Below are 24126 nucleotides of genomic sequence, written 5' to 3' on the forward strand. Positions count from 1 at the left end.
CTGCAAGGGGTGGTGACGACGGAGCGTCGTCACTCGAGCACGCAAGGCACTTCAGGCGACCTAGGGTCGCCTTTTTTTCGTCTGGGCACTGACCGGAACTTCGCCTGGGCCGTGCGGCCTATGCTGGATCCCCTGGAATCCAAGAGTCACCGTGCGCCTACCCTGGACGGTCTTTCTCGCACCTTCGCCCGCGGCGCTGATCTTCGCCGGCAAGACCCTGTTCGCCGCCGCCCTGGCGCTCTGGCTGGCCTTTCGCTTCAGCCTCGAACAACCGGTCTGGGCCTGCATGACGGTGATGATCGTCTCCCAGCCGCTGTCGGGTATGGTGCTGGCCAAGGGACTGTTCCGCCTGCTGGGTACCATGGCGGGTACCTGCATGGCGGTGGTGCTCATGGCCTTCTTCGCCCAGACGCCCTGGCTGTTCCTGCTGGCCCTGGCGGGCTGGATGGCGCTGTGCACGGCGGCCTCGACCCTGTTGCGCAACCACTTCTCCTATGGCTTCGTGCTGGCCGGCTATACGGTCGCCATCATCGGTCTGCCCGCCATCGCCCATCCGCTGACGGTGTTCGATCAGGCGGTAGCCCGCTGTACCGAGATCTGCCTGGGTATCGTGGTGGCCTCGGCGGTGAGCGCCCTGATCTGGCCACAGCGCGTGGAGCAGAATCTGGCCGCCCAGGCGCGGCGTACCTGGGAGCAGGGCGTGGCCGCCGCGCGGGCGGAGCTGGCCGAGGCCCAGGATGCCACCCAGGGCCTGCTGGCCATGCTCGGCCAGGTGGTAGCGGTGGATGCCCAGCGTGACCACGCCTGGTTCGAAGGGCAGCGTGGTCGGCAGCGCGCCAGGGCGCTACGACTGCTTTCACGGGATCTGCTCAGCCTGTTGCGTACGGCCCGCGGCGCCATGCGCCAGTGGCGCGGCCTGGGGGAGGTCCAGCGCGCCGTTCTGCAGCCCTGGCGCGACGAAATGCTCGTAGCCCTGGCCGACCCCCAGGCTGAGGCGCTGGAGGCCCTCCTGCAGCGCCTGAGGGCGGCAGCCGGTACCACCACGTCGCTGGACAACGACCAGCGCTACCTGCTCGCCCGTTTCGCCATCCTGCTGGACAAGATCCAGCAGGCCGGTCGCGCCCTGGATAGCGTCCATACCGCGCAGCTCAGTGCCGTGGCACCCTCGGCCCTGGCCCGCCATCGCGACCTGCAGACGGCGCTGCTCTATGGCCTGCGCAGTGCCTGTGCGCTGCTGGGCGTCGGGGTGTTCTGGCTGGCCAGTGCCTGGCCGTCGGCACCCGGTGCCATGCTCATGGCCGGTGTCATCTGCAGCCTGTTCGCCAACCGCGACAATGCCGCCACCATAGGGCTCGGTTTCCTGCGCGGCATTCTCTATGCGGCGCCGGTCGCCATCCTCATCAGCCAGGTGTTGCTGCCACAGATCACCGGCTATCCGCTGTTGTGTTTGGTATTGGGCGTGCCACTGTTCTTCGCCGCCCTGGGCATGGCTGGTCCGCCCAGCGTGGTGGGGACGGCAACGGCCTTCGCCATTCACCTGCTGGTGCTGGTGTCGCCGAGCAACCAGGGCCACGTGGAGATGGGCGTCTTGCTCAACCAGCTGCAGAGCCTCTTGATCGGCGTGGGTTTCGCCGTGCTGGTGTTCCGCCTGATCAGCCTGCGTACGCCGCGACGGACCAGCCGCCGCATCCTCGAAGCCACCACCTACGATCTGCAGCGACTGGCCTCGGTGCCCCTGGCCAATGCCGAGACCTGGTTCGGGGGGCGCATGGCGGATCGCCTGCTACTCCTGGCGCGACATATCGAGCAGTTGTCGGCGACCGAGCGCGGGCGCTGGGAGCAGGGCTTGCTGGCACTGGACCTGGGCAACGAATTGCTGCATCTGCGGGCCTGTCTGGCAGGTGCGCAGGGCAACGTCGCTCAGGCGCGGGACGTCTTTCTGGCGCGCTTTACCGAGCAGTTGGCCGTAGGCTTCGGCAATCTGCAGTCCGGTGCCCTGGATACAGCGGCGGATCGCCTGCGTCAGGCGCTGGAGCAGGCCGCTGACGACGAGCCGCATCGACTGGCGCGCGGCGCCATCGGGCAGCTTCAGCAGACCTGGCGCAGCTGTTGTCTGAAGGCGATAGCGGAGGAGGGCACGGATGAATCTGCATGAATGGGCCATTGGCGGGGTCTACCTGGGCCCACTGTTCGTCTATGGCGTCCTGGCGCTGCTGCTGACGGCCCTGTCGATGTGGCTGCTGCAGCGCAGCCGGCTCGGGCGCCAGCTGTGGCACAGCGCCCTGTTCGGCTGCGCGCTGTTCGTGCTCTGGCTGGCCGGCATCGTCGCTGTCCTGGCCACCTGAGCCTAACAACAAGAGGATCGACCCTTGATGCACAAGACCCTGCGTGTGGCGATCACCCTGATCGTGGTGCTGCTGGCGATACTGGCTGGTACCTGGCTCTGGCACTTCTATCTCTATACGCCCTGGACCCGTGATGCACGGGTGCGTGCCGACGTAGTGGTGGTGGCACCCGACGTATCCGGCTGGGTAACCCGCCTGGCAGTGGTCGACAACCAGCTGGTCAAGCGAGGGGACCTGCTCATGCAGATCGACCAGCAGCGCTACCAGGCCAATCTCGACCACGCCAAGGCGGTGGCAGATACGCGCCAGCAACAGCTGCGCTTGCGTGAAAGCGAGGCCGCCCGCCGGCAGCGGTTGGGTACGAGCGCCATCAGTGCCGAAGACCGCGAGACCGCCCAGGTCAATGTGGCCGTCGCCCGCAGCCAGTACCAGGAAGCCCTGAGTGACGTGAACCTTGCGCAGATCAACCTGGATCGCAGTCGCGTCCTGGCGCCGCGGGAAGGACGCATCACCAACCTCAGGTTCGCCGAGGGCAACTATGTGCAGACCGGCCAGGCGGTGATGGCGCTGGTGGATACCCGCTCCTTCTATGTGATGGCCTATTTCGAGGAAACCAAGATCCCGCATATCCATCCTGGTGACGGGGTGCGGGTAAGGCTGATGAACCAGGCCGCGCCCTTGCAGGGCAAGGTGGCGAGCATCAGCAGCGGCATCACCGATCGCAATGCGGCCAACGATGCCCAGTTGCTGGCCAACGTCGAGCCGACGTTCAACTGGGTACGCCTGGCGCAACGCATTCCGGTGCGCATCGAGCTGCTGGACGTGCCGGCGGATATGCACCTCAGCGCCGGCATGACAGCGAGTGTCTCGGTGCTTGACGGGGAAGGCCACCATCCGCTGCAGGGCTGGCGTCGACTCTGGGATTACTGAAAGCCTTGAATGGGGAGGAAAAGTCGCCGAGCGAGGGTCAGGCAAGGCGAGGATTCGCGAGGAAGCGGACCGGGCTCGCGCTCGAGTTTACGAGTGGTAAATGAGCATTCCGGGCGAATTTCCAACGCAGCCTGGCCGAGCGCAGGCCCTTTTCAGTACGACTAAAGTCGTCTGGAAGCCTTACCGGGCGCGCCTAGAGTAGAGCTCGACGCTCCCGTCATGCTGTAAGGAACAACAATAATGAATGACAGCACCTACCGGCGGATTGAAGCCAGTCCGCGTTTCCAAGAACTGGTGCGCAAGCGCGGGCGTTTTGCCTGGACGCTTTCCGCCATCATGCTCGGACTCTATGCCGCCTTCATCCTTTTGATCGCCTTCGCGCCCAAGGTCCTAGGTACCCGTATCCATGCGGAGACCGCTATGACCTGGGGCATTCCCCTGGGCGTCGGTCTGATTCTCTCGGCCTTCGTGCTGACGGGTATCTACGTGCGCCGGGCCAATGGCGAATTCGATCGGCTCAACGCGGAAATCCTTCGGGAGGTGCAGCCATGAGACATCTACTCCTGGCCAGCGGGCTGCTCGCCCTGTCGCCTTCGCTCTGGGCAGCCGATGCCCTCACGGGCGCCGTCCAGCGCCAGCCGCTGAACATCTCCGCCATCCTGATGTTCGTGGTCTTTGTTGGGGCCACCCTGGGCATTACCTACTGGGCCTCCAAACGCAACCGTTCGGCCGCGGATTACTATGCCGCGGGTGGCCGCATCACCGGTTTCCAGAATGGCCTGGCCATCGCCGGTGACTACATGTCGGCCGCCTCCTTCCTCGGTATTTCCGCGCTGGTGTTCACCTCGGGCTACGACGGCCTGATCTACTCCATCGGCTTCCTGGTGGGCTGGCCGATCATCCTGTTCCTGATCGCCGAGCGCCTGCGCAACCTGGGCAAGTACACCTTCGCCGACGTGGCGTCCTATCGCCTCAAGCAAAAGGACATTCGCACCCTGTCCGCCTGCGGCTCGCTGGTGGTGGTCGCGCTCTACCTGATCGCCCAGATGGTCGGCGCCGGCAAGCTGATCCAGCTGCTGTTCGGCCTGGACTACAGCATCGCCGTGGTGCTGGTGGGCATTCTGATGGTGCTCTATGTGCTCTTCGGCGGCATGCTGGCCACCACCTGGGTGCAGATCATCAAGGCGGTGCTGCTGCTGTCCGGTGCCAGCTTCATGGCCTTCATGGTGATGAAACACGTGGGCTTCGACTTCAATCGGCTATTCGCCGAAGCCATCGCGGTACACCCGAAAGGCGAGGCCATCATGAGCCCCGGCGGTCTGGTGAAGGATCCGATCTCGGCCTTCTCCCTTGGCCTGGCGCTGATGTTCGGTACCGCCGGCCTGCCGCACATCCTGATGCGCTTCTTCACCGTGAGCGACGCCAAGGAAGCCCGCAAGAGCGTGTTCTACGCTACCGGCTTCATCGGCTACTTCTACATCCTGACCTTCATCATCGGCTTTGGCGCCATCCTGCTGGTCAGCACCAACCCGGCCTTCAAGGATGCCGCAGGTGCCCTGCTGGGCGGTAACAACATGGCGGCCGTGCACCTGGCCAACGCCGTGGGTGGCAGCATCTTCCTGGGCTTCATTTCGGCGGTAGCCTTCGCCACCATCCTGGCGGTGGTCGCCGGTCTGACCCTGGCCGGCGCCTCGGCGGTGTCCCATGACCTCTACGCCAGCGTGATCAAGAAGGGCCAGGCCAACGAGAAGGACGAAATCCGCGTCTCCAAGATCACCACCGTGGCCCTGGGCGTCGTCGCCATCGCCCTGGGGATTCTCTTCGAGAAGCAGAACATCGCCTTCATGGTGGGTCTGGCGTTCTCCATCGCTGCCAGCTGCAACTTCCCGGTCCTGCTGCTCTCGATGTACTGGAAGCGCCTGACCACCCGTGGCGCCATGATCGGTGGCTGGCTCGGCCTGATCACGGCGGTGACGCTGATGGTGCTCGGCCCGACCATATGGGTGACCATCCTCGGTCATGCCAAGCCCATCTACCCCTATGAGTACCCGGCACTGTTCTCCATCGCCGTGGCCTTCATCGGTATCTGGTTCTTCTCCATCACCGACAAGTCGGCGGCTGGTGGAGAGGAGCGGGCTCGCTTCTATCCGCAGTTCGTCAGATCCCAGACGGGTCTGGGTTCCAGTGGTGCGGTCTCCCACTAACCGTCCATAACGCTAGAACGAAGCCCGGATTGGCAACGATCCGGGCTTTTTTCGTGCGATAAATCAGATCTGGCAGGGGTTGCTGCAGGTCGCCTGACAACCTTGGGATTTTCCGCCACCGGCGCAGGTCCATGGAATAGGCCCGTTGCTTCGTATCATCCGATTACGGCGACGGTCGACCCTTGGCCTTCATGGAGAATGGCAGATGACTCTCTCGACCATCCTGGTTCTGGTACTGCTGGTCCTGCTCATTGGCGGACTTCCAGTGTTTCCGCATTCGCGCAGCTGGGGTTACGGCCCGTCCGGCATCGTGGGTGCCATCCTGGTCGTGCTGCTGGTATTGCTGCTACTGGGCATGATCTAGCAAGGGGTGTCGCGCTGAAAATGCCCCGCAAAGGTGCATCGGACAAAGTCCTTGCCCAAGTCGGTGCAGCGCGGTAACGTCGGTTTTCCGGCCTGCCTTGCCGAGTGCTGTAAACAAAACCGGAGTCCGTGAGAGCGGACTCCGGTTTTGTTTTGGGCGCTAGTTGGCCGCCGCGCCGTCCTGGCGACTGCGCTGGTAGAGATCCAGCACGACCTCATCCAGGATGGATGAGGCCCCCCAGGGACGGCTGCTGTTGAGGATGGCGACCACTACCCAGCTGCGGGCGTTGGCATCCCGAACGAAGCCCGCCAGGGCGCGCACGTTGTTCAGGGTGCCGGTCTTCATGTGCGCCTGGCCGGTCAGCGGCGAATTCTTCATGCGCTTGCGCAGGGTGCCGTCCATGCCAGCTAGGGGCAGGGAAGCGATGAATTCCGGCCCATAGGGGCTCTGCCAGGCCGCGCGCAGGATTTCGGCCATCTCCCGGGCACTGACCCGCTCGGTCCGTGACAGACCGGAGCCGTTCTCCATGATCAGGTGACTGGCATTGATGCCCTTGCGCGCCAGCCACGAGCGGATGACCCGCAGCGCTGCCTTGCCATCGTCGGCATCCGCCGAGGTGCGGAATTGCGCACCTATGGATAGGAATAGCTGCTGGGCCATGGTGTTGTTGCTGTACTTGTTGATGTCGCGAATGATCTCGACCACATCCGGTGAAAAGGCCCGTGCCAGCACCTCGGCATTGCGCGGCACGCTGCCTTCACGGGTACGGCCCTTGATGCTGCCACCCAGTTCCTGCCAGATGGCCCTGACCGCGCCGGCGGTATAGGCCGGGTGGTCGAGCAGCGACAGATAGCTCTGGGCGTTGCAGCCGTCCGGCAACTGGCCGCTGACTACCAGACTGGTACTGCCATCGGCCTGAGGCACCGGATTGAAGCGCACTTCGGGCCAGGCCGGGCAACCGCTCTTGCCGGTGGCGCGCATCTGGTTGTCGATGTTGACGTTGGTCAGCGGCGGATCCATGGATACGCTGACCCGGCCATCGGCCGAGCGGACCACCATGCGCACCGACTTGAGATTGACCAGCAGCGAATCGGGACCGACCAGGAAGGTCTTGTTCTCGTCGTCGCCATCGTCGTTGAAGGCGGGCAGGTTGGGCTTCACGAAGCGACTTCGATCCAGCACCAGGTCACCAGTGACTTCCAGCACGCCATTGGCCCGCAGGTCGCGCATGAGCAGCCAGAGCCGCTCCATGTTCAGCTTGGGATCGCCGCCACCCTTGAGGTAGAGGTTGCCGTTGAGGATGCCGTCCTTGAGGGTGCCGTCGGTATAGAACTCGGTCTTCCATTGATAGGTAGGACCCAGCAGTTCCAGAGCCGCGTAGGTGGTGATCAGCTTCATGGTCGAAGCCGGATTCACCGAGACGTCGGCGTTGTAGTAGTCGTTCTCGCCGGGGCCATCCAGCGGCAGCATGACCAGCGACAGGTCGCTGCCGGGAATCTTGTTGGTCTGCATCGCCTTTTCGATTCGCGGCGGCAGAAAGGAGGTATCGGCACTGACGGGCAGGGAAAAGCCCAGGGCGCAGCAGCTCAGCAGCAGGCCCAGAGATCGGAAGGTCTTTCGCATCGGGACACACACCTTGGCAGGGTACCGGCCTAGTTGAAGAGAAAAGGGGCCGATAGACGTCGGAGTGTGGGCATTATGCAGTAAGGAGGGAGGGGCGAGCCAACCCCAAGGGGCAGGGCGCGGATAAAGAAACGACCGCCGAAGCGGTCGTTTCTGGAAAGGACGGGATCAGTTGTAGCCGGTGGCGTCCTTGGTACGGTCCGGACTGTTTGGCGAAGGCGGATCGCGCCCGTCGTCGGTCTTGGCGTGCTCGGTGCGCAGGGGCTTTTCGTCCTTGGGCAGTTCGCGTTCGTCGGCTTTGCGCTTTTCTTCGGCCATGGGATCCTCGTCTACGTGATTACCTGTCAAGGTGTGACCGGCGCAGGCGTTTCGCCGTTCCCCTGGGGCGAGGAGCGGTCGGCGAACACGCCGGCGGCCTGCAGCTGGCGCAGCGCATCGCTGACCTGGCGAGCGAAGGTTTCTTCGATGGCGGTCCCAGCCTGGTGGCTGGCGGCCAGCGGCAGGAACCAGACTCCCATCCAGGTACGTACCGAACTGGCATTTTGCACTCGCGTGGGTGAGCTGCCGCCGGGCGCAATCCATTCGGCGGTCAGCACATAGTCGTCCTTGGCGGTACCCGGGACGAGAAAGAAGGTAGCACCGGTGATCAGGCCACTGGCGATAGCAGCGGCGTAGGAGGTGCTGTTGTACAGCTTGAGGCGCAGCAAGGCGTCATCGGGTCTGCCGGGTTCCGGCACCAGGGTGATGCGGTCGAACAGCCTGGAGCCTGCCAGGATCTCGCGCAGCCGGGGCTTCAGGCCTTCGCGGGCGACGGCGATCGACGTCGCGTCCTTGGCGTCCTCGACAGTGCCACGATAGAAATTGAATTCCACCAGCACATTGGCGCGCTGTGGTGGGGCGCTCAGGGGCGCGCGGAATGCCTGGGAAGAGAGTTCGTCACCGGGAAAGGCGGCGCAACCAGCGAGCAGAAGCAGGCAGAGCAGGGCAGCGAGAGTCTTCATGAAACGCACCTCATCCCTAAGTAGCGATAGCGAAAGCTGGCAGGGGCCAACGTCCGCAACGTCCGCGCAAAAAAAAGCCCAACCAGGGGTTGGGCTTTTTCGAGAAGGCGGGTGATTAGATCACCTGCACCTCATCAGCCTGCAGGCCTTTCTGGCCTTGCACGACCAGGAAGGAAACAGCCTGGCCTTCTTGCAGGCTCTTGAAGCCGTTACCCTGGATGGAGCGGTAGTGAACGAACACGTCCGGGCCGCTCTGGGGGGTGATGAAGCCGAAGCCTTTCTCGTCGTTGAACCACTTGACGGTGCCAGTTTGGCGAGTAGACATGGATTTCTCCTTGAATAAGATGACGTTGTTGTCCACGAGGACGACAGTTTTGAAACGAGGAGAAACCCATGCCGCGAAAGCTGGCCCTGATGTACTCCAGGTTCTCGACAGGTGAGCCGCTTTGTAGAGACAGCCTCACCTGACAGCGATGGATGGTCTCAGACTGGCTTGCGCAAAACAAGACCTTTGAGCTGCTCGATGTTGACTTTACCGACCATAGTCGAAGCGGCATCTGGCGCGGGCGAACTGATGGTAGAAAAGGGCGGCAGGATGCGGCCCTGGTCATGGAGCGGGAAGACTGAGCGAAGCGATCCGTGCTGAATCGTTTTCTATGCGCAACGTGTTGCGATCTAGTCGCTGCACAGGGCCTCACCTCCGCATATCGATGAGGTCTGTCCAAGGTTCGTCAGGTTTTTCAGGGCCCTATGAAGATCTAGGTACTCGCCGAGGGGCATTTGCGGAACAGTGCGCAGCTTAGCGGTTGATACCCCTGGCTGCTGATCGCGGAGCTTCAAACAGCTGGGAACGACGTCCGGATGTAGCGCGCACCTCTGGCTGAGCGAGACGACCGCTCGCTTCAAATGCCATGAAGGCGCTGGGTGCCCCCCATCCTGTACCTGGAAAAAGGTCGCCGATCGAGAAGCCGGCTCCATTGTGAGCATAGGTTTTCAGCAAGCCGAAGCAGCCGCTCGGCGTTTGAGGACAGAAGCTCAGTGGTGGCGCGGGCGGTCTTGGGCCAGTGGTGTCGGAAGGGTGATGAGCTGCTCAATTTCGGTAATGGCTAGGTGATATTATCTTGTCCGAATCATTACCCCCGGACCGCAACGGTCCAAGGAACTACTGTGAAAAACGGACTCGAAAGCGCAGGACGCGCATTGAGCCAAGGGCTCGCTGGCTACCGTGTCGAACTGCGCCGCCTGAACCTCAACGAAATATTGGTAGCGGTCTACCATGCCCACCAGTCGATCAAGCTGACCCAGCGGATACTGACCAACGAGCAGGCCAGCAATCCGTTCCTGCTGAATACGGTAGTGGCGGCCATGCGTGTCGAAGCTGATGCTGTGGGTCTCTTCATCGAGATTCCAATCGCCCAGGACTGCCTCACGGCCTGAGTTCAGGCGCGCCTGTAAGACCTCAACCTCCTCTAGCTGCCAGGTACACCGTTCGCGCCGAGGCTTGAGCCAGTTGCCGTGCGGGTGTTTCCACGGCACAGCATGGCGCCGAGCAGTGGAGAGGCATGAAGGGAATCAGGTCAGTGTCTGGTACACGAGCGACGCAGTGCCGGCAGCGATGCCTTTCATGATCCTGCGCACCTGTTTCAAGGGTGAGGCATAGCTATCAAGCGCCGGCTCTGATGATCGCGGTAAAATGGGCCGCTTTCTACAGGAGTCTCCGTTCATGGCCTTGCTGGGTCGTTTCAACAGCTTGCAGATTTTGCGCAATACACCCATCGGTCTGTTCCTTGACGCGGGCAACGACGGCGAGGTTCTGCTGCCGCGTCGCTATGCCCCGCGTGACGAACCCTGTGCCGAAGGTGATTGGCTCAATGTGTTCCTCTACCTGGACAGCGAGGACCGGCTCATCGCCACCACCGAGAAGCCGAAAGTGCAGGTTGGCGGCTTCGCCAGCCTGCGCGTGGTGGAAGTCGGTCGGGTCGGGATCTTCCTTGACTGGGGGCTACCCAAGGATCTGTTGCTGCCGCATTCCGAGGAGAAGCGTCCCCTGCAGGTGGGTGATCATTGCGTGGTGCACGTGCATCTGGATGCCCGTACCCGGCGGATCGTCGCCACTGCGCGGCTGGATCGCTACCTGGATCGCGAGCCGCCACGCTACAAGGCCGGCCAGCCGGTGCCCTTGCTGGTCGTCGAACAGACCGACCTGGGCTACAAGGTGATCGTCGACAACAAGCACTGGGGCCTGGTGCATCGCAACGAGGCCTTCAAGCCCCTGCGGCTGGGGCAGCGCGAGCGTGGCTTCATTCGTGAGGTACGGGCGGATGGCAAGATCAGCCTGACCCTGCAGCCCCAGGGCGCGGCCGCCGGTAACGACCTTGCCGAGCAGATCCTTGGCCTGGCGAGAGCCCGCGGTGGAGTGCTGGAGCTCAGCGACAGCAGTCCGCCCGCGCTGATCCATCAGCTGTTTGGCGTCAGCAAGGGCAACTTCAAGAAAGCCATCGGCCATCTCTATCGCCAGGGACGGATCGTTATCGAGGACGACCGGATTTCTGTACGCGAGGACGCCGCGGACTAGCGCCGCGACGGGGTGTCAGATCGCTGTCATGGCTGGGCTGCACCAGGGATTCGGGGTCGAAGGCGCGGGCTCGCTCGTCCGGCCCGGCTTCGCGTTCCAGGTCGCCGACCAGGCGGGTGATGCGATCGGCCAGCTTTTCCGAGCTCAGGCTTTCGCGCAGGCGCTCCACCATGAGCGGCAAGGCGAACGGCGAGGGGTGATCGAGAGTCACCAGGCGCAGGGGCAGCGCGCCGGTATGGGTCAGTGTCTGCTGCAGCCGATCGGCGTCGAGCTCCTGGCGCAGCACCTCGGTCTGAGCCTGGCCGAGCAGCAGGTTATCCGGATCGTACTGACGAAAGACCTGATAGAAGAGGCTGCTGCTGGCCTGTAGCTGGCGGTTGCTCTTGTGCGCGCCCGGATAGCCGGAAAAGATCAGCCCGGAGATGCGGGCGATCTCGCGAAAGCGCCGCTGGGCGAGTTCGGCGGCGTTGAGGCTTTCCAGGGTGTCACTGATCAGGTTGTCGGTGGTGAAGAGGCTGGCATCGAGCAGCCCTTCCCAGTCCAGGCTGACGGGTGAGACCAGCTCCAGGCCATAGTCGTTGACGGCGATGGAAAAGGTGCAGGGGCGGCGCTGCGCCAGGCGCCAGGCGAGCAGGCTGGCCAGTCCGAGATGGGCGTGGCGGCCAGCGAAGGGATAGAGAAAGAGGTGCGAGCCCTCGCGGGATTCCAGGGTCTCGGCGAGCAGGTAGTGGGCGCTGGGCAGCGCCGACCATTGCCGCTGGACATCCAGCAGCGGCTGCAGCAACCGCATTTCCGGACTCTCGTAACGTTGGGCCTCGGCATCTTCGAGCAGGGCCAGAACATGCTTGGCCAGGGTGTCCGAGAGCGGCATGCGGCTGCCGCTCCAGCGTGGGATGGCGGCCTTGCGACCGCTGGCGCGGCGCACGTATACCGTCATGTTCTCCACCCGCACCAGTTCCAGGGTACGGCCAGCGAAGAGAAAGTGATCACCAGGGCGCAGGCGGGCGATAAAGCCTTCCTCGATGTTACCCAGGCGATTGCCGCCGCCGCCCTTGGACCAGAATTGCACGTTGAGGCTGGTCTCGCTGACGATGGTGCCTATGCCCAGGCGATGCCGCTTGGCCAGTTGCTTGTCGGGGACGCGCCAGATGCCCTCGGCATCCGGCTCGGCGCGGCGATAGTCCGGATAGGCCGACAGGGAGGCGCCGCCAGTGCGGACGAAGGCGAGGGCCCAGGCCCATTCGCCGTCACTGAGGCCGCGATAGGCCCAGGCACTGCGGATTTCCGGCAGCAGGTCGTCCGGTTCGAAGCCACCCCCCAGGGCCACGGTCACCAGGTGCTGCACCAGGACATCGAGGGGCTTGACCGGGGCCGCGCGGGCCTCGATCTCCCCGGCCGTGATGGCGCGGCGGGTGGCGGCCGCATCCAGCAGGTCGAGGCTGTAGGTAGGCACCAGGGTCGCGCGCGAAGCGCGCCCCGGGGCGTGACCACTACGGCCGGCGCGTTGCAGGAGGCGGGCGATGCTCTTGGGCGAGCCGATCTGCAGTACCCGCTCCACGGGCAGGAAGTCCACGCCGAGGTCGAGGCTGGAGGTACAGATCACCGCCTTGAGCTGGCCATTCTTGAGGCCGCTCTCCACCCATTCTCGGGCCTGCTTCTCGATGGAGCCGTGGTGCAGGGCGATCAGGCCGGCCCAGTCCGGGCGTGCCTGCAGCAGGGCCTGGTACCAGAGCTCGGTCTGGGCCCGGGTATTGGTGAAGACCAGGGTGGTGGGGCTGTCTTCAAGTTCGCGGATCACCTGCTGCAGCAGGCGCATGCCCAGGTGCCCGGCCCAGGCGAAGCGCTCGACTCCGCCCTGAGGCAGCAGGGTATCCACCTGCAGGCGCTTGTCCTGGCGGCCCTGCACCAGGTGTCCCGGTTCTCCGGCCAGCAGGACATCCAGCGCGTGAGCCTGGTTGCCCAGGGTCGCCGACAGGCCCCATGTCTGCAGGCCGGGGTTCCAGCGGCGCAGGCGGGCCAGGGCGAGTTGGGTCTGGGTACCGCGCTTGTTGCCAAGCAGTTCGTGCCATTCATCGATGACCACCAGGCGGACATGACCCAAGGCTTCCTGGGCGTCCTCCCGCGACAGCAGCAGCGACAGACTTTCGGGAGTGGTTACCAGGGCAGTCGGCAGGCGGCGATTCTGTCGCGCACGCTCGCTGCTACCGGTATCACCGGTGCGCAGGCCCAGGGTCCACTCCAGCTCTTCCTCGAGTACCGGACGCTCCAGGGCGCGCAGGGTGTCCGCCGCCAGGGCGCGCATGGGCGTCAGCCAGAGCACCGTGAGCGGCGGTGGCGCCTGCTTGCGCTTGCTGGGCAGCCCCTTGGCGGTGATCGGCTTGGGCGCCACGAAGGCATCCAGGGCCGCCAGCCAGACCGCGTAGGTCTTGCCGGAACCGGTAGTGGCATGCAGCAGGCCGGATTCTCCGGCGGCGATGGCCTTGGCCACCTCGCGCTGGAAGGGAAAGGCCTTCCAGCCCTGGGCTGCCAGCCAGCGACTGCCGGGGCCCTTGCGCGATCGGGTAGCGGTGGCCATCTCGGCACTCCTTTAGACCGGGTTCGAACGCCCGGTCATCTCGGCCGCCATGGCGGTGGCGTAGCTGTCGGTCATGCCGGCGATGAAGTCGATCACCCGCATGAAGGCTTGGTGCAGGGTCCAGGAGGGATCCGGGGCGCTGTTGCCCAGCAGGTCGAGGATGCGCCGACTCTTGAAGGACGGCTCGCGGCCCCGATGCTGTTCCAGGGCAGCGCCGCAGAAGGCGTTGAGCAGGATCTCCAGGGTGGTGTAGGCACCGATCTCGTGGAGGGTCTTGCGCTTGTCGTGAAAGATCTTTTCCCGGGCCAGCGCCTTGGCACGCTGCACGCAGAGCTTGGCCGGACCGGCCATGTGCTCGACCAGATCATCACCCAGGGTGCCGGCGAGCAGGGCGTCCTGCTGTTCGACGAAGGCGCGGGCAGTGGCGTTGGTCAGGTGTTCGATGGCCTTACCGCGCAGGATCGCCAGCTTGCGCCGACGAGAGTCGCGCGGACCCAGCTGGCGATAGGTCTCGGGCAGATCATCGCCGACCAGGCCCAGCAGCAGCGCCTCGACCTCGGCATAGTCCAACAGCTCCATTTCCAGGCCGTCTTCCAGGTCGATCAGGCCATAGCAGATGTCGTCGGCGGCCTCCATGAGGTAGACCAGGGGATGCCGTGCCCAACGCTCGGGACCCAGCAGGGGCAGTTCGAGTTTTTCGGCGATTTGTTCCAGCAACGGCAATTCGCTCTGGTAGCAGCCGAACTTGTGCTTCTTGTAGCCAGGCGCCGCGGCATAGCGTGACGTCCAGGGGTACTTGAGATAGGTACCTAGGGTCGCGTAGGTCAGGCGGGTGCCGCCGTCGAACTGGTGGTATTCGAGCTGGGTCAGCACCCGGAAGCCCTGGGCATTGCCTTCGAAGTGCAGGAAATCCTGGCGCTCCGCTTCGCTCATGTCATCCAGCCAGCCGCGTCCGGCCGCTTGGGTGAACCAGTAGCGAATGGCGTCTTCGCCGGAATGGCCGAATGGCGGGTTGCCGATGTCATGGGCCAGGCAGGCGGATTGCACCACCATGCCGAGATCGCTCGGGTCACACCACTCGGGCAGGTCGCCTCTGAGGCTCTCGCCCACGCGCATGCCCAGGGAACGGCCGACGCAGCTGACCTCCAGGCTATGGGTCAGGCGCGTATGGATATGATCGTTGCTGGTCACGGGGTGGACCTGGGTCTTGCGGCCCAGCCGGCGGAAGGCGCCGGAAAAGATGATGCGATCGTGGTCCTTGTGAAAGGGGCTGCGCCCCAATTCATCCGGGCTGTGCAGGGGTTTGCCCAGCCGTTCGCGGATAAGAAGTGTCTGCCAGTCCAAGGCCATCCTCGAGCTATCACCGTTTAGGGGACGCCGGCGGTTACCGTTCGGCGCTTCTGCGTTCTGACCTCGGCAACATACGATCATCACCCCTCAGTTGGCAAAACCCGGCAGTTGGCTGGCGTCCAGGTCGATCAGCAGCAGGCGCTGACCGCTTTCCAGGAACTGGCTGGCGGTCAGGCAGTACTGGTTGGTCGTGGCATCGCGATACACCGTCGAGAGCGCCAACCGGCGCTCGTTCCAGCCCTCGGCCAGCAGTGCATAGAAGTAGGGACGCCAGGACCAGTTGTGGTTGAGGTAACGCCGGTTCTCGCGCCAGAACATGCCGTTCCATTCCAGGTTGGGGGTGATCTGGGTGCCGGCGCGGTCGCATTGGTAGATGCGCAGCAGGCCGGGAAAGGCGTGGGGATCGGGCAGGGCGCTCAGGGGGCCGCCGTGTTCCGCCCAGGGTTTCAGCCGGGTGACGAAGTCGGCGAGCCGCTGGCGCAAGGCGAGCAGCTGGGTCTGCTGAGCCAGCTTGCCGTCGACGAAGCGACTGCGCAGGGCGGCGAAGCGCTCCTGGTAGCGGTCACTGGCGCTCAGCTCATAGGTGGCCTGGGCGAACAGGAAACCCTGCACATAACGTGAGCCGCACTCCAGCGCGAAATCCAGTTCGGTCTCGGTTTCGACACCTTCGGCGATGAGCCAGCACCCGGTCTTTTCCGCCATCTGCGCGAGGGCCTTGACCGCATCGCCGCGGGTACCGCCCCGGGCAGCGGCCTGGAACAGCCGCATATCCAGCTTGAGAATGTCGGGTTGCAGGTCCAGCACCCGATCCAGTTGCGAATAGCCGGAACCGAAATCATCGATGGCGATGCGGATGCCGCGTTCCCGATAGCGGGCCACGGCCTCGGTCAGGCGCGGCAGATCGCCGGCAGCCTCGGTGATCTCGTAGACGACCCGGCTGGGCGCTACCCCAGAGCGTTCCAGCTGCACCAGGCTGGGCAGGTCGGCTCCACTCTCCAGCTGGCTGATCCAGCGTGGTGACAGGTTGAGGCTGAGAAACCAGTCTTCCGGTGCGCTGGCGAAGCGCTGCAGGGCATCCTCTCGAAGCGTGCGATCAAGGTGCAGCAAGTCTGCAGTCGGGGTATGCGGGTCGGCAAACAGGGGCCCGACGGAGGTGTGACTGCCGTCGGCCTGGCGCAGTCGGCCAAGCGCCTCGACCCCGGCGATACGTCCGGTAGCGGTGTCGATGAAGGGTTGGAAGAAGGCAGAGGGCTGAGCACTGGGCACGAGCGGTTCCTTGTCGTCAGGGAGGCAGGCGGTTGTCGACCTGACCCGATGCCATGCGATAAGGGTGCCAGATGGAAAAACGGCTCCCTGGGGAGCCGTTCATGATCAGCGGGGTGGCGGTAGCGGATGATCCGCCTGTTCGCGATGCCGGTTCTGCAATCGATTGACGATGGGATACAGCGCCAGGCCGATACGGGCCAGGCGGCCCACGGCGCCAAGGCGCTTGCCGAACAACGACAGGAACACCGTCGCGCCCAGCATCAGCGGCTTCTTCGCCGAGCTGGCGACCTTGTCGCGATTGGGTCGTACCAGATCACCGATAAGGCTGATGGGGTTGTGCAAGGGTTGGGCGTTGTAGATGAGCTGCTGGCGATACATCTCCATGCGCAGCCGGACCAGTTCCTTGCGCTTGGCCTGGCTGGTGGCAGAGGAAAGCGGCTGGTTCATGGCAGTAGGCGCTCCCGGTTGCGGTTCAGTTCTTCCAGGGTGGCATGGAAAGGCGCGGCGCCCTTGACCAGGCGAAGGGCTCGCAGGATGCAGATCGCCAGCGCCACGGCATAGAAGCCGCACAGCGCCAGAGTCGCGGTCATGCGATAGGTATCCCAGAAGGCGATGATGACCGCCGCCGAGATGCCTACCAGTACCAGCAGGCCAAAGATCAGGCTCAGGCCGGTAAAGAGGAACAGCTGGAAGGTACGAACCTTCTCTTCCTGTACCTCGATACCCAGCAATTCCAGGTGGCTCTGCAGCAGTCCTACTACCGCGCCGGCGAGGCGCTTGACCGAAGGCTTGGGCGCCTCGTCAGGCAGCTCCCGTGGAGGAGAGGAGGTGTCCATGGCAATCCCCCAGGCTTAGCGGCGCGATGCCAGCAGGCCGATCAGGAAACCGACACCGGCGGCAATGCCCAGGGCCTTGAAGGGATTGTCGGCCACGTATTCCTCGGTGGTCTCCTTGGCGACGACCCCCTGGCGGTAGAGGTCGTCCTGCTTGGTCTTGAGCACGTCGCGGGAACGCTCCAGGCTGGAGCTCAACTTGGCGCGCAGTTCATCTGCCTGCTCGCCAGCCATGCTTGCAGTGTGCTTGAGCAGCTGCTCGGCGTCGGCCAGCAGGGTGTGGAATTCGTCGGTCAGCGCCTGCTCGGCCTCGCCCAGATGACGACGGACCCGGTCAGTGTTCTGCTGGTGTGCCTGCTCATCGATATCAGCGGCAAGCTCGTCTTTGAGCACGGGGGAGATTTTGTCGTTCATGGGGCGCTCCTGAATAGGCAATGGGTATCCGTTTCAGGCCTTTCGAGTGAGGGCTCCGACCAAAGGTTCCACGGGCGGGGCCGCATGCCCTTCCAGTGCTTTCTCTATATAGAAGGGTCAAAGCATATAGAAGGGTCCAAAGCGGACGAATGGTCATACCATACCGATTTCGGGTCTCGAAAAGTTCCGCACTATTAATCGATTAGAAGAGCTGGCTCACAAAACGGCGTGCTAGCGCCATTGAGCGTCTTATTCAAGTATTGGGCTAGAACTTTGCTGTTTCTATCACTGTCAGTTGCGTCGTATTTGATCGTCCATGCACTTATAGACAAATAAGAGGGGGAAGAATGGAAAACGCCATTGATAGACTGACTGCCGCTTTCAGTACTTATAAATGCTCGGTCACGGCGCCTCGCCCTGACGGCAGTATCGTGCTGACGGTGCAGGACCAGCAGTGCGATGACGCACGGGTGAACCGGGTGGTCAGCGCCCGGCAGCTCGGTGAGAGCCAGCTGCTGAAAACGGTGATCGACGAAGTTCGCAAGGACGTATCGTTGCGGGCCGGAGCCTTGGCACCGCAATCCATGGCCGTGCTACGCGCCACCGGAGCCAATATGCTGAGATATTCCGAATAAGGGATAGCCAGCAGAAGACTTCAGCTCGAGACTTGCAGTACGGATGCCCTGCATTCGTTGGTCTCGAATACTGAAGATTACAGATAGCAAACAAGTACTTGGCTGCCTTTAGCAGTATGTCCAAGGTCGATTGTCTAGCTCTTGCACTTCAACAGGCGACAATCTCCGCAGGGAAGTTGCATCGCGGGTAGCGCGTACATGGGGCACGCAACGTCCATCACGCCCCAGGACGGGAAGCCCTGTCCGGCTTGTACGGCAGCCAGCCGAGCACTGGCGATCACACCATTGAGCAGTTCCTCTTCCCGATACAACGCCTGGCGCAAGGCCGGCGAGCGATAGAGGATGCGCCCACACCTATCCAATAGCGTGAAGGAAAAGCGCCCGGTGCGATCCGGCAGCGTCGGCCATACCTTGAGCGGGGCCAATTGCTCGTCGAGTCGTGCGCAGGTCAGCTGATACAGCGAGACGCCGACTGACGGGAGCGGCGTACTGGCACCCACGTTGTCGAGGAGCGTCGCAGGGCTTGAGGTTTGCACTAGACTGCTGGTCATGCCTTCCGTGGTTTGCATGGTCCTGTTCCTGCCTTAATTCGCCACGCTGAGGTGGTTTACCGTGCCGCTGCCGCCGGCCAGCAGAGCGCTGACGCCATGGCCCTCATCAATGGCAATACCCAGACGAATGCTATCGATCAGGCGTGCGAGTCGGGTCTGATCGTGCAGCTGCTGCTTGCTGATCAGCCGCTTTACCTTGACGCCATTGTCGTCGGACAGCGTCAAGCTGACGCTGCCGTCGAGGCGTTCGATGCGAAAGTTGACCCGAAAGTCGTGCTCGAAAGCCGCGGCGATGAGCTGGAAGGGGTTGTCCATGACGTACCTGACTGGCGTGAGCGGGGTCAGTGCCATTGACTTCAGGGGGCTGGGCTAGTTCTGCGGGAAACCTCAAAAGTATGACCGACGGCCCGTTTCAGCTGCTCACCTGAGTGTCGCGTTCGCTCCAGCACTGGGCGAAAGCCCGCTGCCAGTCGGGCAGCGTCTGCCCCAGCACCGCCGCCAGCTTGTCGGTGGACAGGCAGGAATTGGCGGGTCGATGCGCTGGGGTGGGGTAGGAGCTGCTGGGGATGGGGTTGAGGCGCGCCTTCAGTTCGCCGGTCTCGCGCAGCCGCTGCGCGATCTGTTCGGCGAAACCGTACCAGGACGTGGTACCGGTCGCGGTCAGGTGATAGGTGCCCCAGAGGTCCTGCTGGTCACTGCACGCCAGCAGGCGCTCGGTAGCGTCGGCGATGGTGCGCGTCCAGGTGGGGGCGCCGATCTGATCGGCGACGATATTCAGTTCGTCGCGTTCGCTGAGCAGGCGCACCATGGTGCGCAGGAAGTTGTTGCCCTGCCAGGAATAGACCCAGCTGGTACGCAGGATCAGATGACGTTCGGCCTGTTCACGTACGGCGTTTTCACCGGCCAGCTTGGTGCGCCCATAGACGTTGAGCGGGCAGGTGGGATCCTCCTCGCGATACCGGTCCTGCTTGCTGCCGTCGAAGACGTAGTCGGTGGAGTAGTGGACCATGGGCACGCCCAGTTGCTGGGCGGCGCGGGCAAAGACCTGGGGAACCCGTTCGTTGATCAGAGTGGCGGTCTGGGCATCGCTCTCGGCGGCATCCACGGCGGTATAGGCTGCAGCATTGATGATGACGTCGGGACGGGCAGCGAGAACGCGTTGGTAGAGGGCATCCAGCTGGGTGAAATCCACCTGGGCCCGGCCGACGACGGTCACCTGGGCCTTGGGGGCCAACAGGGTTTGCAGTGCCTGAGAAAGTTGTCCGTGTTGACCCGCGATGAAGACGTTCATGTGACTGAGCTATTCCAGAAGGGCTGGCGCGTCCGTGCCTGTTTGACAGGTTGGGCGTCGCCACGACAGCCCTGAGCAAAAGGCGCAGTCTACCCGATGACCGGCGTAGGACAAGGCTAGCCTTTCGCCTTCGCAGGGCCTTTGGCATTGGCTCTGCCAGGCCTGCCTGGCCGGAAACCAGCCCAGGCGAAAGGATGAAAAAATTTGTTTCACGAATACTTGACAATTGTGCGACGGGGGAAAGGTATCCGTTGGTCTTTTTCCAGGCGAGTTGTGCACAACTTGTGCTAGCGCCTGTCAAGTCCTCTCTGGCCCCCACAGATTCCTGTCTAGAATCGCCTTTTTGAATTAAGTTGTTGATTACGTTGAACTTATCAAACTGGTTAAAAAATGAGCAAGTTGTTTGCGGGGCCCGCAGAGCAAGGCTCAGGGTTCTTTTCCACCATGTTTTCAACAAAGTTATCAACAGAACCTGTGGATTGTTCCGAGAAGAGCCGACCTGAAAACCTTAATCGGTGCTGAACGACAGGCTGATTGGACGGGTGTCTGCCGTTCTGTCGTCCGGCTTAGCCGGACAGGGCCAACTGACGACTCAGCAGGGCGCGCAGTGAGGCCGGCTTCACTGGTTTGGGCAGGAAATCCAGGCGCGCTTCGCGCACCTTGGCCAGGCATTCCGGACGGCCATCGGCACTGATGACGATGCCGGGAATGTCCTGGCGCAGCACCTGGCGAATCCATTCTGCGACGTCCGGACCCGTGTCGGCATCACTGAGGTGGTAGTCGACGATCAGCAGGCGTGGCACCACCCCCTGATCCAGCAGGGCGGCACATTCTTCACGGCTGCGCGCGGTCCAGACCTGGCATCCCCAGCGGCCCAGCAGGCTGCGCAGGCCCAGCAGGATGCTGTCTTCGTTGTCGATGCACAGCACCGGATCGCCCGCCAAGGGCTGGGCGGCTTCGCTGGCAGTGGCCGCCTGGATGGCGAGGGCGGGCGCCAGGGGCACCCTGACGCTGAAGACACTGCCATGGCCCGGCCAGGAGCGCACCGAGAGTTCGTGGCCGAGCACCCGGCAGAGCCGATCGGCGATCGCCAGGCCCAGGCCCAGGCCTTTCTCGGCGCGGGTCTGGTGGCTGTCCAGACGCTTGAACTCCTCGAAGATCAGCTCGAGCTTGTCCGGCGGGATGCCGGGGCCGCTGTCCCAGACCTCCAGGCTCACGTTCTGCCCCTGGCGGCGTACTCCCAGCAGCACGCGGCCATGGGCGTATCTCAGGGCGTTGGTGAGGAAATTCTGCAATACCCGGCGCAGCAGCTTGCTGTCGCTGTTGACCACCAGCTGGCTGGTGCGGATGCGCAGACTGGTGCCCTGGTCCTGGGCCAGGGCCTTGAATTCGACACCCAGGGCCTCGAACAGGGTGGCCAGGGGGAAGGGCGCCGGCGCGGCCAGGATGCGCCCGTTCTCCAGGCGCGAGATGTCCAGCAGGTCGGCGATGAGGTCTTCGCTGGATCTCAGGGCACTGTCCATGTTGCGCACCAGCTCCTGGGCCTCCTGGGCGAGGCCGTCCTGGTGGGCGAGGGCAGCGGTGAACAGTCGGGCAGCGCTCAGCGGCTGCATGAGGTCATGGCTGACCGCGGTGAGGAAACGGCTCTTGGACTGGTTGGCCGCCTCCGCGTGGGCCCTGGCTTCCTCCAATGCCTGGTTGAGCTGCGAGAGTTCGCGGGTGCGTTCTTCCACCCGCTGTTCCAGGCCTTCGTTGGCTTCGCGCAGGGCGCGCTCGGCCTCGCGGAAGGCGGTGATGTCGGTAAAGCTCATCACGAAGCCACGGCCGGGCATGGGGCTGCCGATCAGCTCGATCACCCGGCCGTTGGGAAAGGTGCGCTCCGAGGTGTGGGGAATGCCCTGGCGCATCCGTTCCACCCGGCGCGCCACGTGGTCGTCGGCGTCGCCAGGTCCGCAGAGGCCACGCAGGGCGTTGTAGCGGATGATCTCGGCGATGGGGCGGCCGACCTGGATCATGCCGTCCGGATAGTCGAACAGCTCCAGGTAACGCTGGTTCCAGGCGACCAGGCGCAGCGACTGGTCGACCACGCTGATGCCCTGGGAGATGTTCTCGATGGCGCCCTGCAGCAGCGCCCGGTTGAATTCGAGTACCTCCGAGGCCTCGTCGGCGATGCGCACCACGTCGTCGACCTGCATGTCGCGGCCTTCGATGGCGGCCTTGACCACGGCGCGCGCGGAGGAGGCACCGATAACCCCGGCCAGCAGCCGCTCGGTCTGGGCGATCCACTCGCTGTTGGCGTTCATGCCAGGGTGGTAGGTGAGGCCGCTCTGCTCGGCGAAGCGGCTGAAACTCAGGCGTGCGCGCTCATCACCCACGAAGCGGGCGGCGAGCAGCCGCAGGTCCTCCAGCTTCACCGCCAGCAGGGCGCGATTGCGCGGCCGGGGCAGGGCGTACTGGGCGATGAAGCGCCCGGCCTGCCAGTATTCCGAGACCCGGGTGCGCGAGAGCAGCGACACCAGGGCGAACAGCAGGAAGTTGCCGGCCAGGGAGACCAGGGCGCCGACCGTGGTCGGTTGTAGCGTCCGCTCCCCCGCGGGCTGCTCGAACCAGGCCAGGCCGGGAAAGGCCTCCAGCGGCCATTGCAGGCTGGTGGCTACTACCGGCAGCACCATCAGATAGCCCCAGAGCAGCGCGCCGGCGGTGAGCCCGGCAAAGACGCCCCGGCGATTGGCGGCCTTCCAGAACAGCGCCCCGACCATGGCCGGCCCGAGCTGGGCAATGGCGGCAAAGGCGATCTGGCCGATAGTGGCGAGACTGGCATTGGAGCCCAGCAGGCGATAGCTGCAATAGGCCAGCACCAGGATGACCACGATGCTGGCGCGGCGCACCGTGAGCATCCAGTGGCTGAACACCGCGTGCGGACTCTCGACCTGCCCACGGCGCTTGAGCAGCCAGGGCAGGACGATGTCGTTGGAGATCATGGTGGAGAGGGCGACGCAGGCGACGATCACCATGCCGGTGGCCGCCGAGGCGCCGCCTAGAAAGGCCAGCAAGGCCAGCCAGGGACGCTCCTGGGCCAGCGGCAGGCTGATGACGAAGGAGTCGGGCAGCACGCCGCCGGGCAGGTGCAGCTGGCCGGCCAGGGCGATGGGAATGACGAACAGGGCGGCCAGCGCCAGGTAGAGCGGAAACACCCAGCGCGCCAGGTTGACGTCCCGGGTATCGATGTTTTCCACCACCGTCACATGGAACTGGCGCGGCAGGCACATCACGGCGATGAAGGCCACGCCGGTCTGGATCAGCAGGCCCGGCCAGTCCAGCGTCTCCCGCCAGTATTCCTGCAGCTGCGGCGCCTGTTGGGAGCGGGCGAGCAGGTCGGCGAAGCCGTCGTGCAGGTCGTAGGTGACCCAGAGGCCCACGGCGATAAAGGCGGCGAGCTTGACCAGGGATTCGAAGGCGATCGCCAGCATCATGCCGCGATGGTGCTCGGTGACATCCAGGTTGCGGGTGCCGAAGAGAATGGCGAACACCGCCAGGACCAGGGAAACGAACAGCGCGGTGTCCTGGGCGCGGGTGCTCAGGGACTCGGCATTGATGCCGGTCAGCAGATTGACGCCGATGACGATGCCCTTGAGCTGCAGCGCCAGGTAGGGGAGGACGCCGACCAGGCAGATGAGTGCGACGACGATGGCCAGGGTCTGGGACTTGCCATAGCGGGAGGCGATGAAGTCGGCGATGGAGGTGATGTTTTCCTTCTTGCTGATCAGCACCATCTTCTTGACCAGTTGCGGGGCCAGCAGCAGGAAGAGGATGGGGCCCAGGTAGATGGGCAGGAACGACCAGAGCTGGTCGGCAGCCTGACCGACCGCGCCGAAAAAGGTCCAGCTGGTGCAATAGACGGCCAGCGACAGGCTGTAGACCCAGGCCCGCAGGCGTGGCTTGAGCGGTGGGCGGCGATCGCCATAGAAGGCGATGGCGAACAGCATGGCGAGGTAGCCGAGGGTTACGGTGATGATCAGCCCGCTGGGCAGGGACATGGCGACTCCAGGCAATCCAGGCGCCCATCGCGCCCGGACAAAGTGTCGCACCTTGGGGTGCCAGACGTCAGGTCTGGCGACATTGGGTTGAGCCAGACGGTTTGCCCTGTTAGGTTGGCGGGCTGATTCAAG

23 protein-coding genes are annotated in these 24126 nt (G+C 63.9%); 9 read left to right on the forward strand and 14 right to left on the reverse strand.

Annotated features, from left to right (window positions below; translation table 11 throughout):
- Positions 1–151 precede the first annotated feature (151 nt).
- The 6 genes from APT59_RS07595 to APT59_RS22120 all read left to right on the forward strand — a co-directional run bounded on the left by APT59_RS07595 (position 152) and on the right by APT59_RS22120 (position 5843).
- Complete coding sequence (locus APT59_RS07595) at positions 152–2155, forward strand: FUSC family protein (protein WP_059314295.1); 2004 nt, start codon at positions 152–154, stop codon at positions 2153–2155.
- Positions 2142–2345, forward strand: coding sequence for a DUF1656 domain-containing protein (locus APT59_RS07600; protein WP_059314296.1), 204 nt, complete (start codon positions 2142–2144; stop codon positions 2343–2345). Before APT59_RS07595 ends, APT59_RS07600 begins: the two co-directional genes overlap by 14 nt.
- Positions 2346–2372: 27 nt before the next feature.
- On the forward strand, positions 2373–3275 hold the full coding sequence (locus APT59_RS07605; RefSeq protein ID WP_059314297.1) for an HlyD family secretion protein: 903 nt from the start codon (positions 2373–2375) through the stop codon (positions 3273–3275).
- A 240-nt stretch (positions 3276–3515) separates the two neighbouring features.
- Positions 3516–3827: a DUF485 domain-containing protein gene (locus APT59_RS07610; protein WP_059314298.1), complete on the forward strand. Its 312-nt coding sequence runs from the start codon at positions 3516–3518 to the stop codon at positions 3825–3827.
- Positions 3824–5479, forward strand: a complete 1656-nt coding sequence (locus APT59_RS07615; protein ID WP_059314299.1) for a cation acetate symporter — start codon at positions 3824–3826, stop codon at positions 5477–5479. Before APT59_RS07610 ends, APT59_RS07615 begins: the two co-directional genes overlap by 4 nt.
- A gap of 205 nt (positions 5480–5684) precedes the next feature.
- Positions 5685–5843 (forward strand): DUF3309 family protein, encoded by a 159-nt coding sequence (locus APT59_RS22120; RefSeq protein ID WP_007159093.1) that lies wholly within the window; start codon positions 5685–5687, stop codon positions 5841–5843.
- 159 nt (positions 5844–6002) lie between these two features.
- On the opposite strand, the gene dacB is transcribed toward APT59_RS22120, so the two are convergent.
- The 4 genes from dacB to APT59_RS07630 form a co-directional block, all read right to left on the reverse strand.
- Positions 6003–7466 carry a D-alanyl-D-alanine carboxypeptidase/D-alanyl-D-alanine-endopeptidase gene (gene dacB / locus APT59_RS07620; RefSeq protein ID WP_059314300.1) on the reverse strand — a complete coding sequence of 488 codons (1464 nt, stop codon included), beginning with the start codon at positions 7464–7466 and terminating at the stop codon, positions 6003–6005.
- A 168-nt stretch (positions 7467–7634) separates the two neighbouring features.
- Complete coding sequence (locus APT59_RS22530; protein ID WP_017639713.1) at positions 7635–7784, reverse strand: hypothetical protein; 150 nt, start codon at positions 7782–7784, stop codon at positions 7635–7637.
- Between the two features lie 26 nt (positions 7785–7810).
- Positions 7811–8467, reverse strand: a complete 657-nt coding sequence (locus APT59_RS07625) for a hypothetical protein (RefSeq protein ID WP_059314301.1) — start codon at positions 8465–8467, stop codon at positions 7811–7813.
- Positions 8468–8582: 115 nt separating this feature from the next.
- A complete protein-coding gene (locus tag APT59_RS07630) occupies positions 8583–8792 on the reverse strand; it encodes a cold-shock protein (protein ID WP_007159089.1) in 210 nt (69 codons plus the stop codon).
- 842 nt (positions 8793–9634) lie between these two features.
- Between APT59_RS07630 and APT59_RS07635 the strand changes: the two genes are divergently transcribed.
- Together APT59_RS07635 and APT59_RS07640 are read left to right on the forward strand one after the other, a co-directional pair.
- The gene (locus APT59_RS07635; RefSeq protein WP_237140581.1) at positions 9635–9904 is read left to right on the forward strand and encodes a hypothetical protein; all 270 of its coding nucleotides are present in this window, start codon (positions 9635–9637) and stop codon (positions 9902–9904) included.
- Positions 9905–10190: 286 nt separating this feature from the next.
- Entirely contained in the window at positions 10191–11042 is an 852-nt protein-coding gene (locus tag APT59_RS07640; RefSeq protein ID WP_059314303.1) for a S1 RNA-binding domain-containing protein, read from the forward strand.
- Here the strand turns inward: APT59_RS07640 and APT59_RS07645 are convergent.
- The 6 genes from APT59_RS07645 to APT59_RS07670 form a co-directional block, all read right to left on the reverse strand.
- Entirely contained in the window at positions 10996–13617 is a 2622-nt protein-coding gene (locus APT59_RS07645; protein WP_059314304.1) for a ligase-associated DNA damage response DEXH box helicase, read from the reverse strand. The genes APT59_RS07640 and APT59_RS07645 overlap by 47 nt on opposite strands.
- A 12-nt stretch (positions 13618–13629) precedes the next feature.
- Positions 13630–14961, reverse strand: a complete 1332-nt coding sequence (locus tag APT59_RS07650) for a deoxyguanosinetriphosphate triphosphohydrolase (RefSeq protein ID WP_059316845.1) — start codon at positions 14959–14961, stop codon at positions 13630–13632.
- Positions 14962–15054: 93 nt separating this feature from the next.
- Positions 15055–16233 (reverse strand): EAL domain-containing protein, encoded by a 1179-nt coding sequence (locus tag APT59_RS07655; RefSeq protein ID WP_059314305.1) that lies wholly within the window; start codon positions 16231–16233, stop codon positions 15055–15057.
- 105 nt (positions 16234–16338) lie between these two features.
- Entirely contained in the window at positions 16339–16680 is a 342-nt protein-coding gene (locus APT59_RS07660; RefSeq protein WP_059314306.1) for a hypothetical protein, read from the reverse strand.
- On the reverse strand, positions 16677–17069 hold the full coding sequence (locus tag APT59_RS07665; protein WP_059314307.1) for a phage holin family protein: 393 nt from the start codon (positions 17067–17069) through the stop codon (positions 16677–16679). The genes APT59_RS07660 and APT59_RS07665 overlap by 4 nt, the downstream gene beginning before the upstream one ends.
- A gap of 15 nt (positions 17070–17084) precedes the next feature.
- Positions 17085–17480, reverse strand: a complete 396-nt coding sequence (locus tag APT59_RS07670) for a DUF883 family protein (RefSeq protein ID WP_059314308.1) — start codon at positions 17478–17480, stop codon at positions 17085–17087.
- A 347-nt stretch (positions 17481–17827) separates the two neighbouring features.
- Between APT59_RS07670 and APT59_RS07675 the strand changes: the two genes are divergently transcribed.
- Positions 17828–18115, forward strand: a complete 288-nt coding sequence (locus tag APT59_RS07675) for a DUF3509 domain-containing protein (protein ID WP_007159080.1) — start codon at positions 17828–17830, stop codon at positions 18113–18115.
- 134 nt (positions 18116–18249) lie between these two features.
- Here APT59_RS07675 and APT59_RS07680 read toward each other — a convergent pair whose 3' ends face one another.
- From APT59_RS07680 to APT59_RS07695, 4 genes are all read right to left on the reverse strand, one after another.
- Complete coding sequence (locus APT59_RS07680; protein ID WP_059314309.1) at positions 18250–18684, reverse strand: hypothetical protein; 435 nt, start codon at positions 18682–18684, stop codon at positions 18250–18252.
- Positions 18685–18699: 15 nt separating this feature from the next.
- Complete coding sequence (locus APT59_RS07685) at positions 18700–18981, reverse strand: DUF3509 domain-containing protein (RefSeq protein ID WP_059314310.1); 282 nt, start codon at positions 18979–18981, stop codon at positions 18700–18702.
- A 97-nt stretch (positions 18982–19078) separates the two neighbouring features.
- Positions 19079–19957 carry a dTDP-4-dehydrorhamnose reductase gene (gene rfbD / locus APT59_RS07690; protein ID WP_059314311.1) on the reverse strand — a complete coding sequence of 293 codons (879 nt, stop codon included), beginning with the start codon at positions 19955–19957 and terminating at the stop codon, positions 19079–19081.
- Between the two features lie 566 nt (positions 19958–20523).
- Positions 20524–23994, reverse strand: a complete 3471-nt coding sequence (locus tag APT59_RS07695) for a PAS domain-containing hybrid sensor histidine kinase/response regulator (protein ID WP_059314312.1) — start codon at positions 23992–23994, stop codon at positions 20524–20526.
- Between the last annotated feature and the right edge of the window lie 132 nt (positions 23995–24126).

It is taken from the genome of Pseudomonas oryzihabitans, from assembly GCF_001518815.1.
Classification (GTDB): Bacteria; Pseudomonadota; Gammaproteobacteria; order Pseudomonadales; family Pseudomonadaceae; genus Chryseomonas; species Chryseomonas oryzihabitans_E.

What these genes read in the sequence shown, in the direction of transcription:
- APT59_RS07600 (WP_059314296.1), top strand. Translation starts at nt 2,142, where the DNA reads ATGAATCTGCATGAATGGGCCATTGGCGGGGTCTACCTGGGCCCACTG.
- APT59_RS07605 (WP_059314297.1), top strand. Translation starts at nt 2,373, where the DNA reads ATGCACAAGACCCTGCGTGTGGCGATCACCCTGATCGTGGTGCTGCTG.
- APT59_RS07610 (WP_059314298.1), top strand. Translation starts at nt 3,516, where the DNA reads ATGAATGACAGCACCTACCGGCGGATTGAAGCCAGTCCGCGTTTCCAA.
- APT59_RS07615 (WP_059314299.1), top strand. Translation starts at nt 3,824, where the DNA reads ATGAGACATCTACTCCTGGCCAGCGGGCTGCTCGCCCTGTCGCCTTCG.
- APT59_RS22120 (WP_007159093.1), top strand. Translation starts at nt 5,685, where the DNA reads ATGACTCTCTCGACCATCCTGGTTCTGGTACTGCTGGTCCTGCTCATT.
- dacB (WP_059314300.1), bottom strand. Translation starts at nt 7,466, where the DNA reads ATGCGAAAGACCTTCCGATCTCTGGGCCTGCTGCTGAGCTGCTGCGCC.
- APT59_RS22530 (WP_017639713.1), bottom strand. Translation starts at nt 7,784, where the DNA reads ATGGCCGAAGAAAAGCGCAAAGCCGACGAACGCGAACTGCCCAAGGAC.
- APT59_RS07625 (WP_059314301.1), bottom strand. Translation starts at nt 8,467, where the DNA reads ATGAAGACTCTCGCTGCCCTGCTCTGCCTGCTTCTGCTCGCTGGTTGC.
- APT59_RS07630 (WP_007159089.1), bottom strand. Translation starts at nt 8,792, where the DNA reads ATGTCTACTCGCCAAACTGGCACCGTCAAGTGGTTCAACGACGAGAAA.
- APT59_RS07640 (WP_059314303.1), top strand. Translation starts at nt 10,191, where the DNA reads ATGGCCTTGCTGGGTCGTTTCAACAGCTTGCAGATTTTGCGCAATACA.
- APT59_RS07645 (WP_059314304.1), bottom strand. Translation starts at nt 13,617, where the DNA reads ATGGCCACCGCTACCCGATCGCGCAAGGGCCCCGGCAGTCGCTGGCTG.
- APT59_RS07660 (WP_059314306.1), bottom strand. Translation starts at nt 16,680, where the DNA reads ATGAACCAGCCGCTTTCCTCTGCCACCAGCCAGGCCAAGCGCAAGGAA.
- APT59_RS07665 (WP_059314307.1), bottom strand. Translation starts at nt 17,069, where the DNA reads ATGGACACCTCCTCTCCTCCACGGGAGCTGCCTGACGAGGCGCCCAAG.
- APT59_RS07670 (WP_059314308.1), bottom strand. Translation starts at nt 17,480, where the DNA reads ATGAACGACAAAATCTCCCCCGTGCTCAAAGACGAGCTTGCCGCTGAT.
- APT59_RS07675 (WP_007159080.1), top strand. Translation starts at nt 17,828, where the DNA reads ATGGAAAACGCCATTGATAGACTGACTGCCGCTTTCAGTACTTATAAA.
- APT59_RS07680 (WP_059314309.1), bottom strand. Translation starts at nt 18,684, where the DNA reads ATGCAAACCACGGAAGGCATGACCAGCAGTCTAGTGCAAACCTCAAGC.
- APT59_RS07685 (WP_059314310.1), bottom strand. Translation starts at nt 18,981, where the DNA reads ATGGACAACCCCTTCCAGCTCATCGCCGCGGCTTTCGAGCACGACTTT.
- rfbD (WP_059314311.1), bottom strand. Translation starts at nt 19,957, where the DNA reads ATGAACGTCTTCATCGCGGGTCAACACGGACAACTTTCTCAGGCACTG.
- APT59_RS07695 (WP_059314312.1), bottom strand. Translation starts at nt 23,994, where the DNA reads ATGTCCCTGCCCAGCGGGCTGATCATCACCGTAACCCTCGGCTACCTC.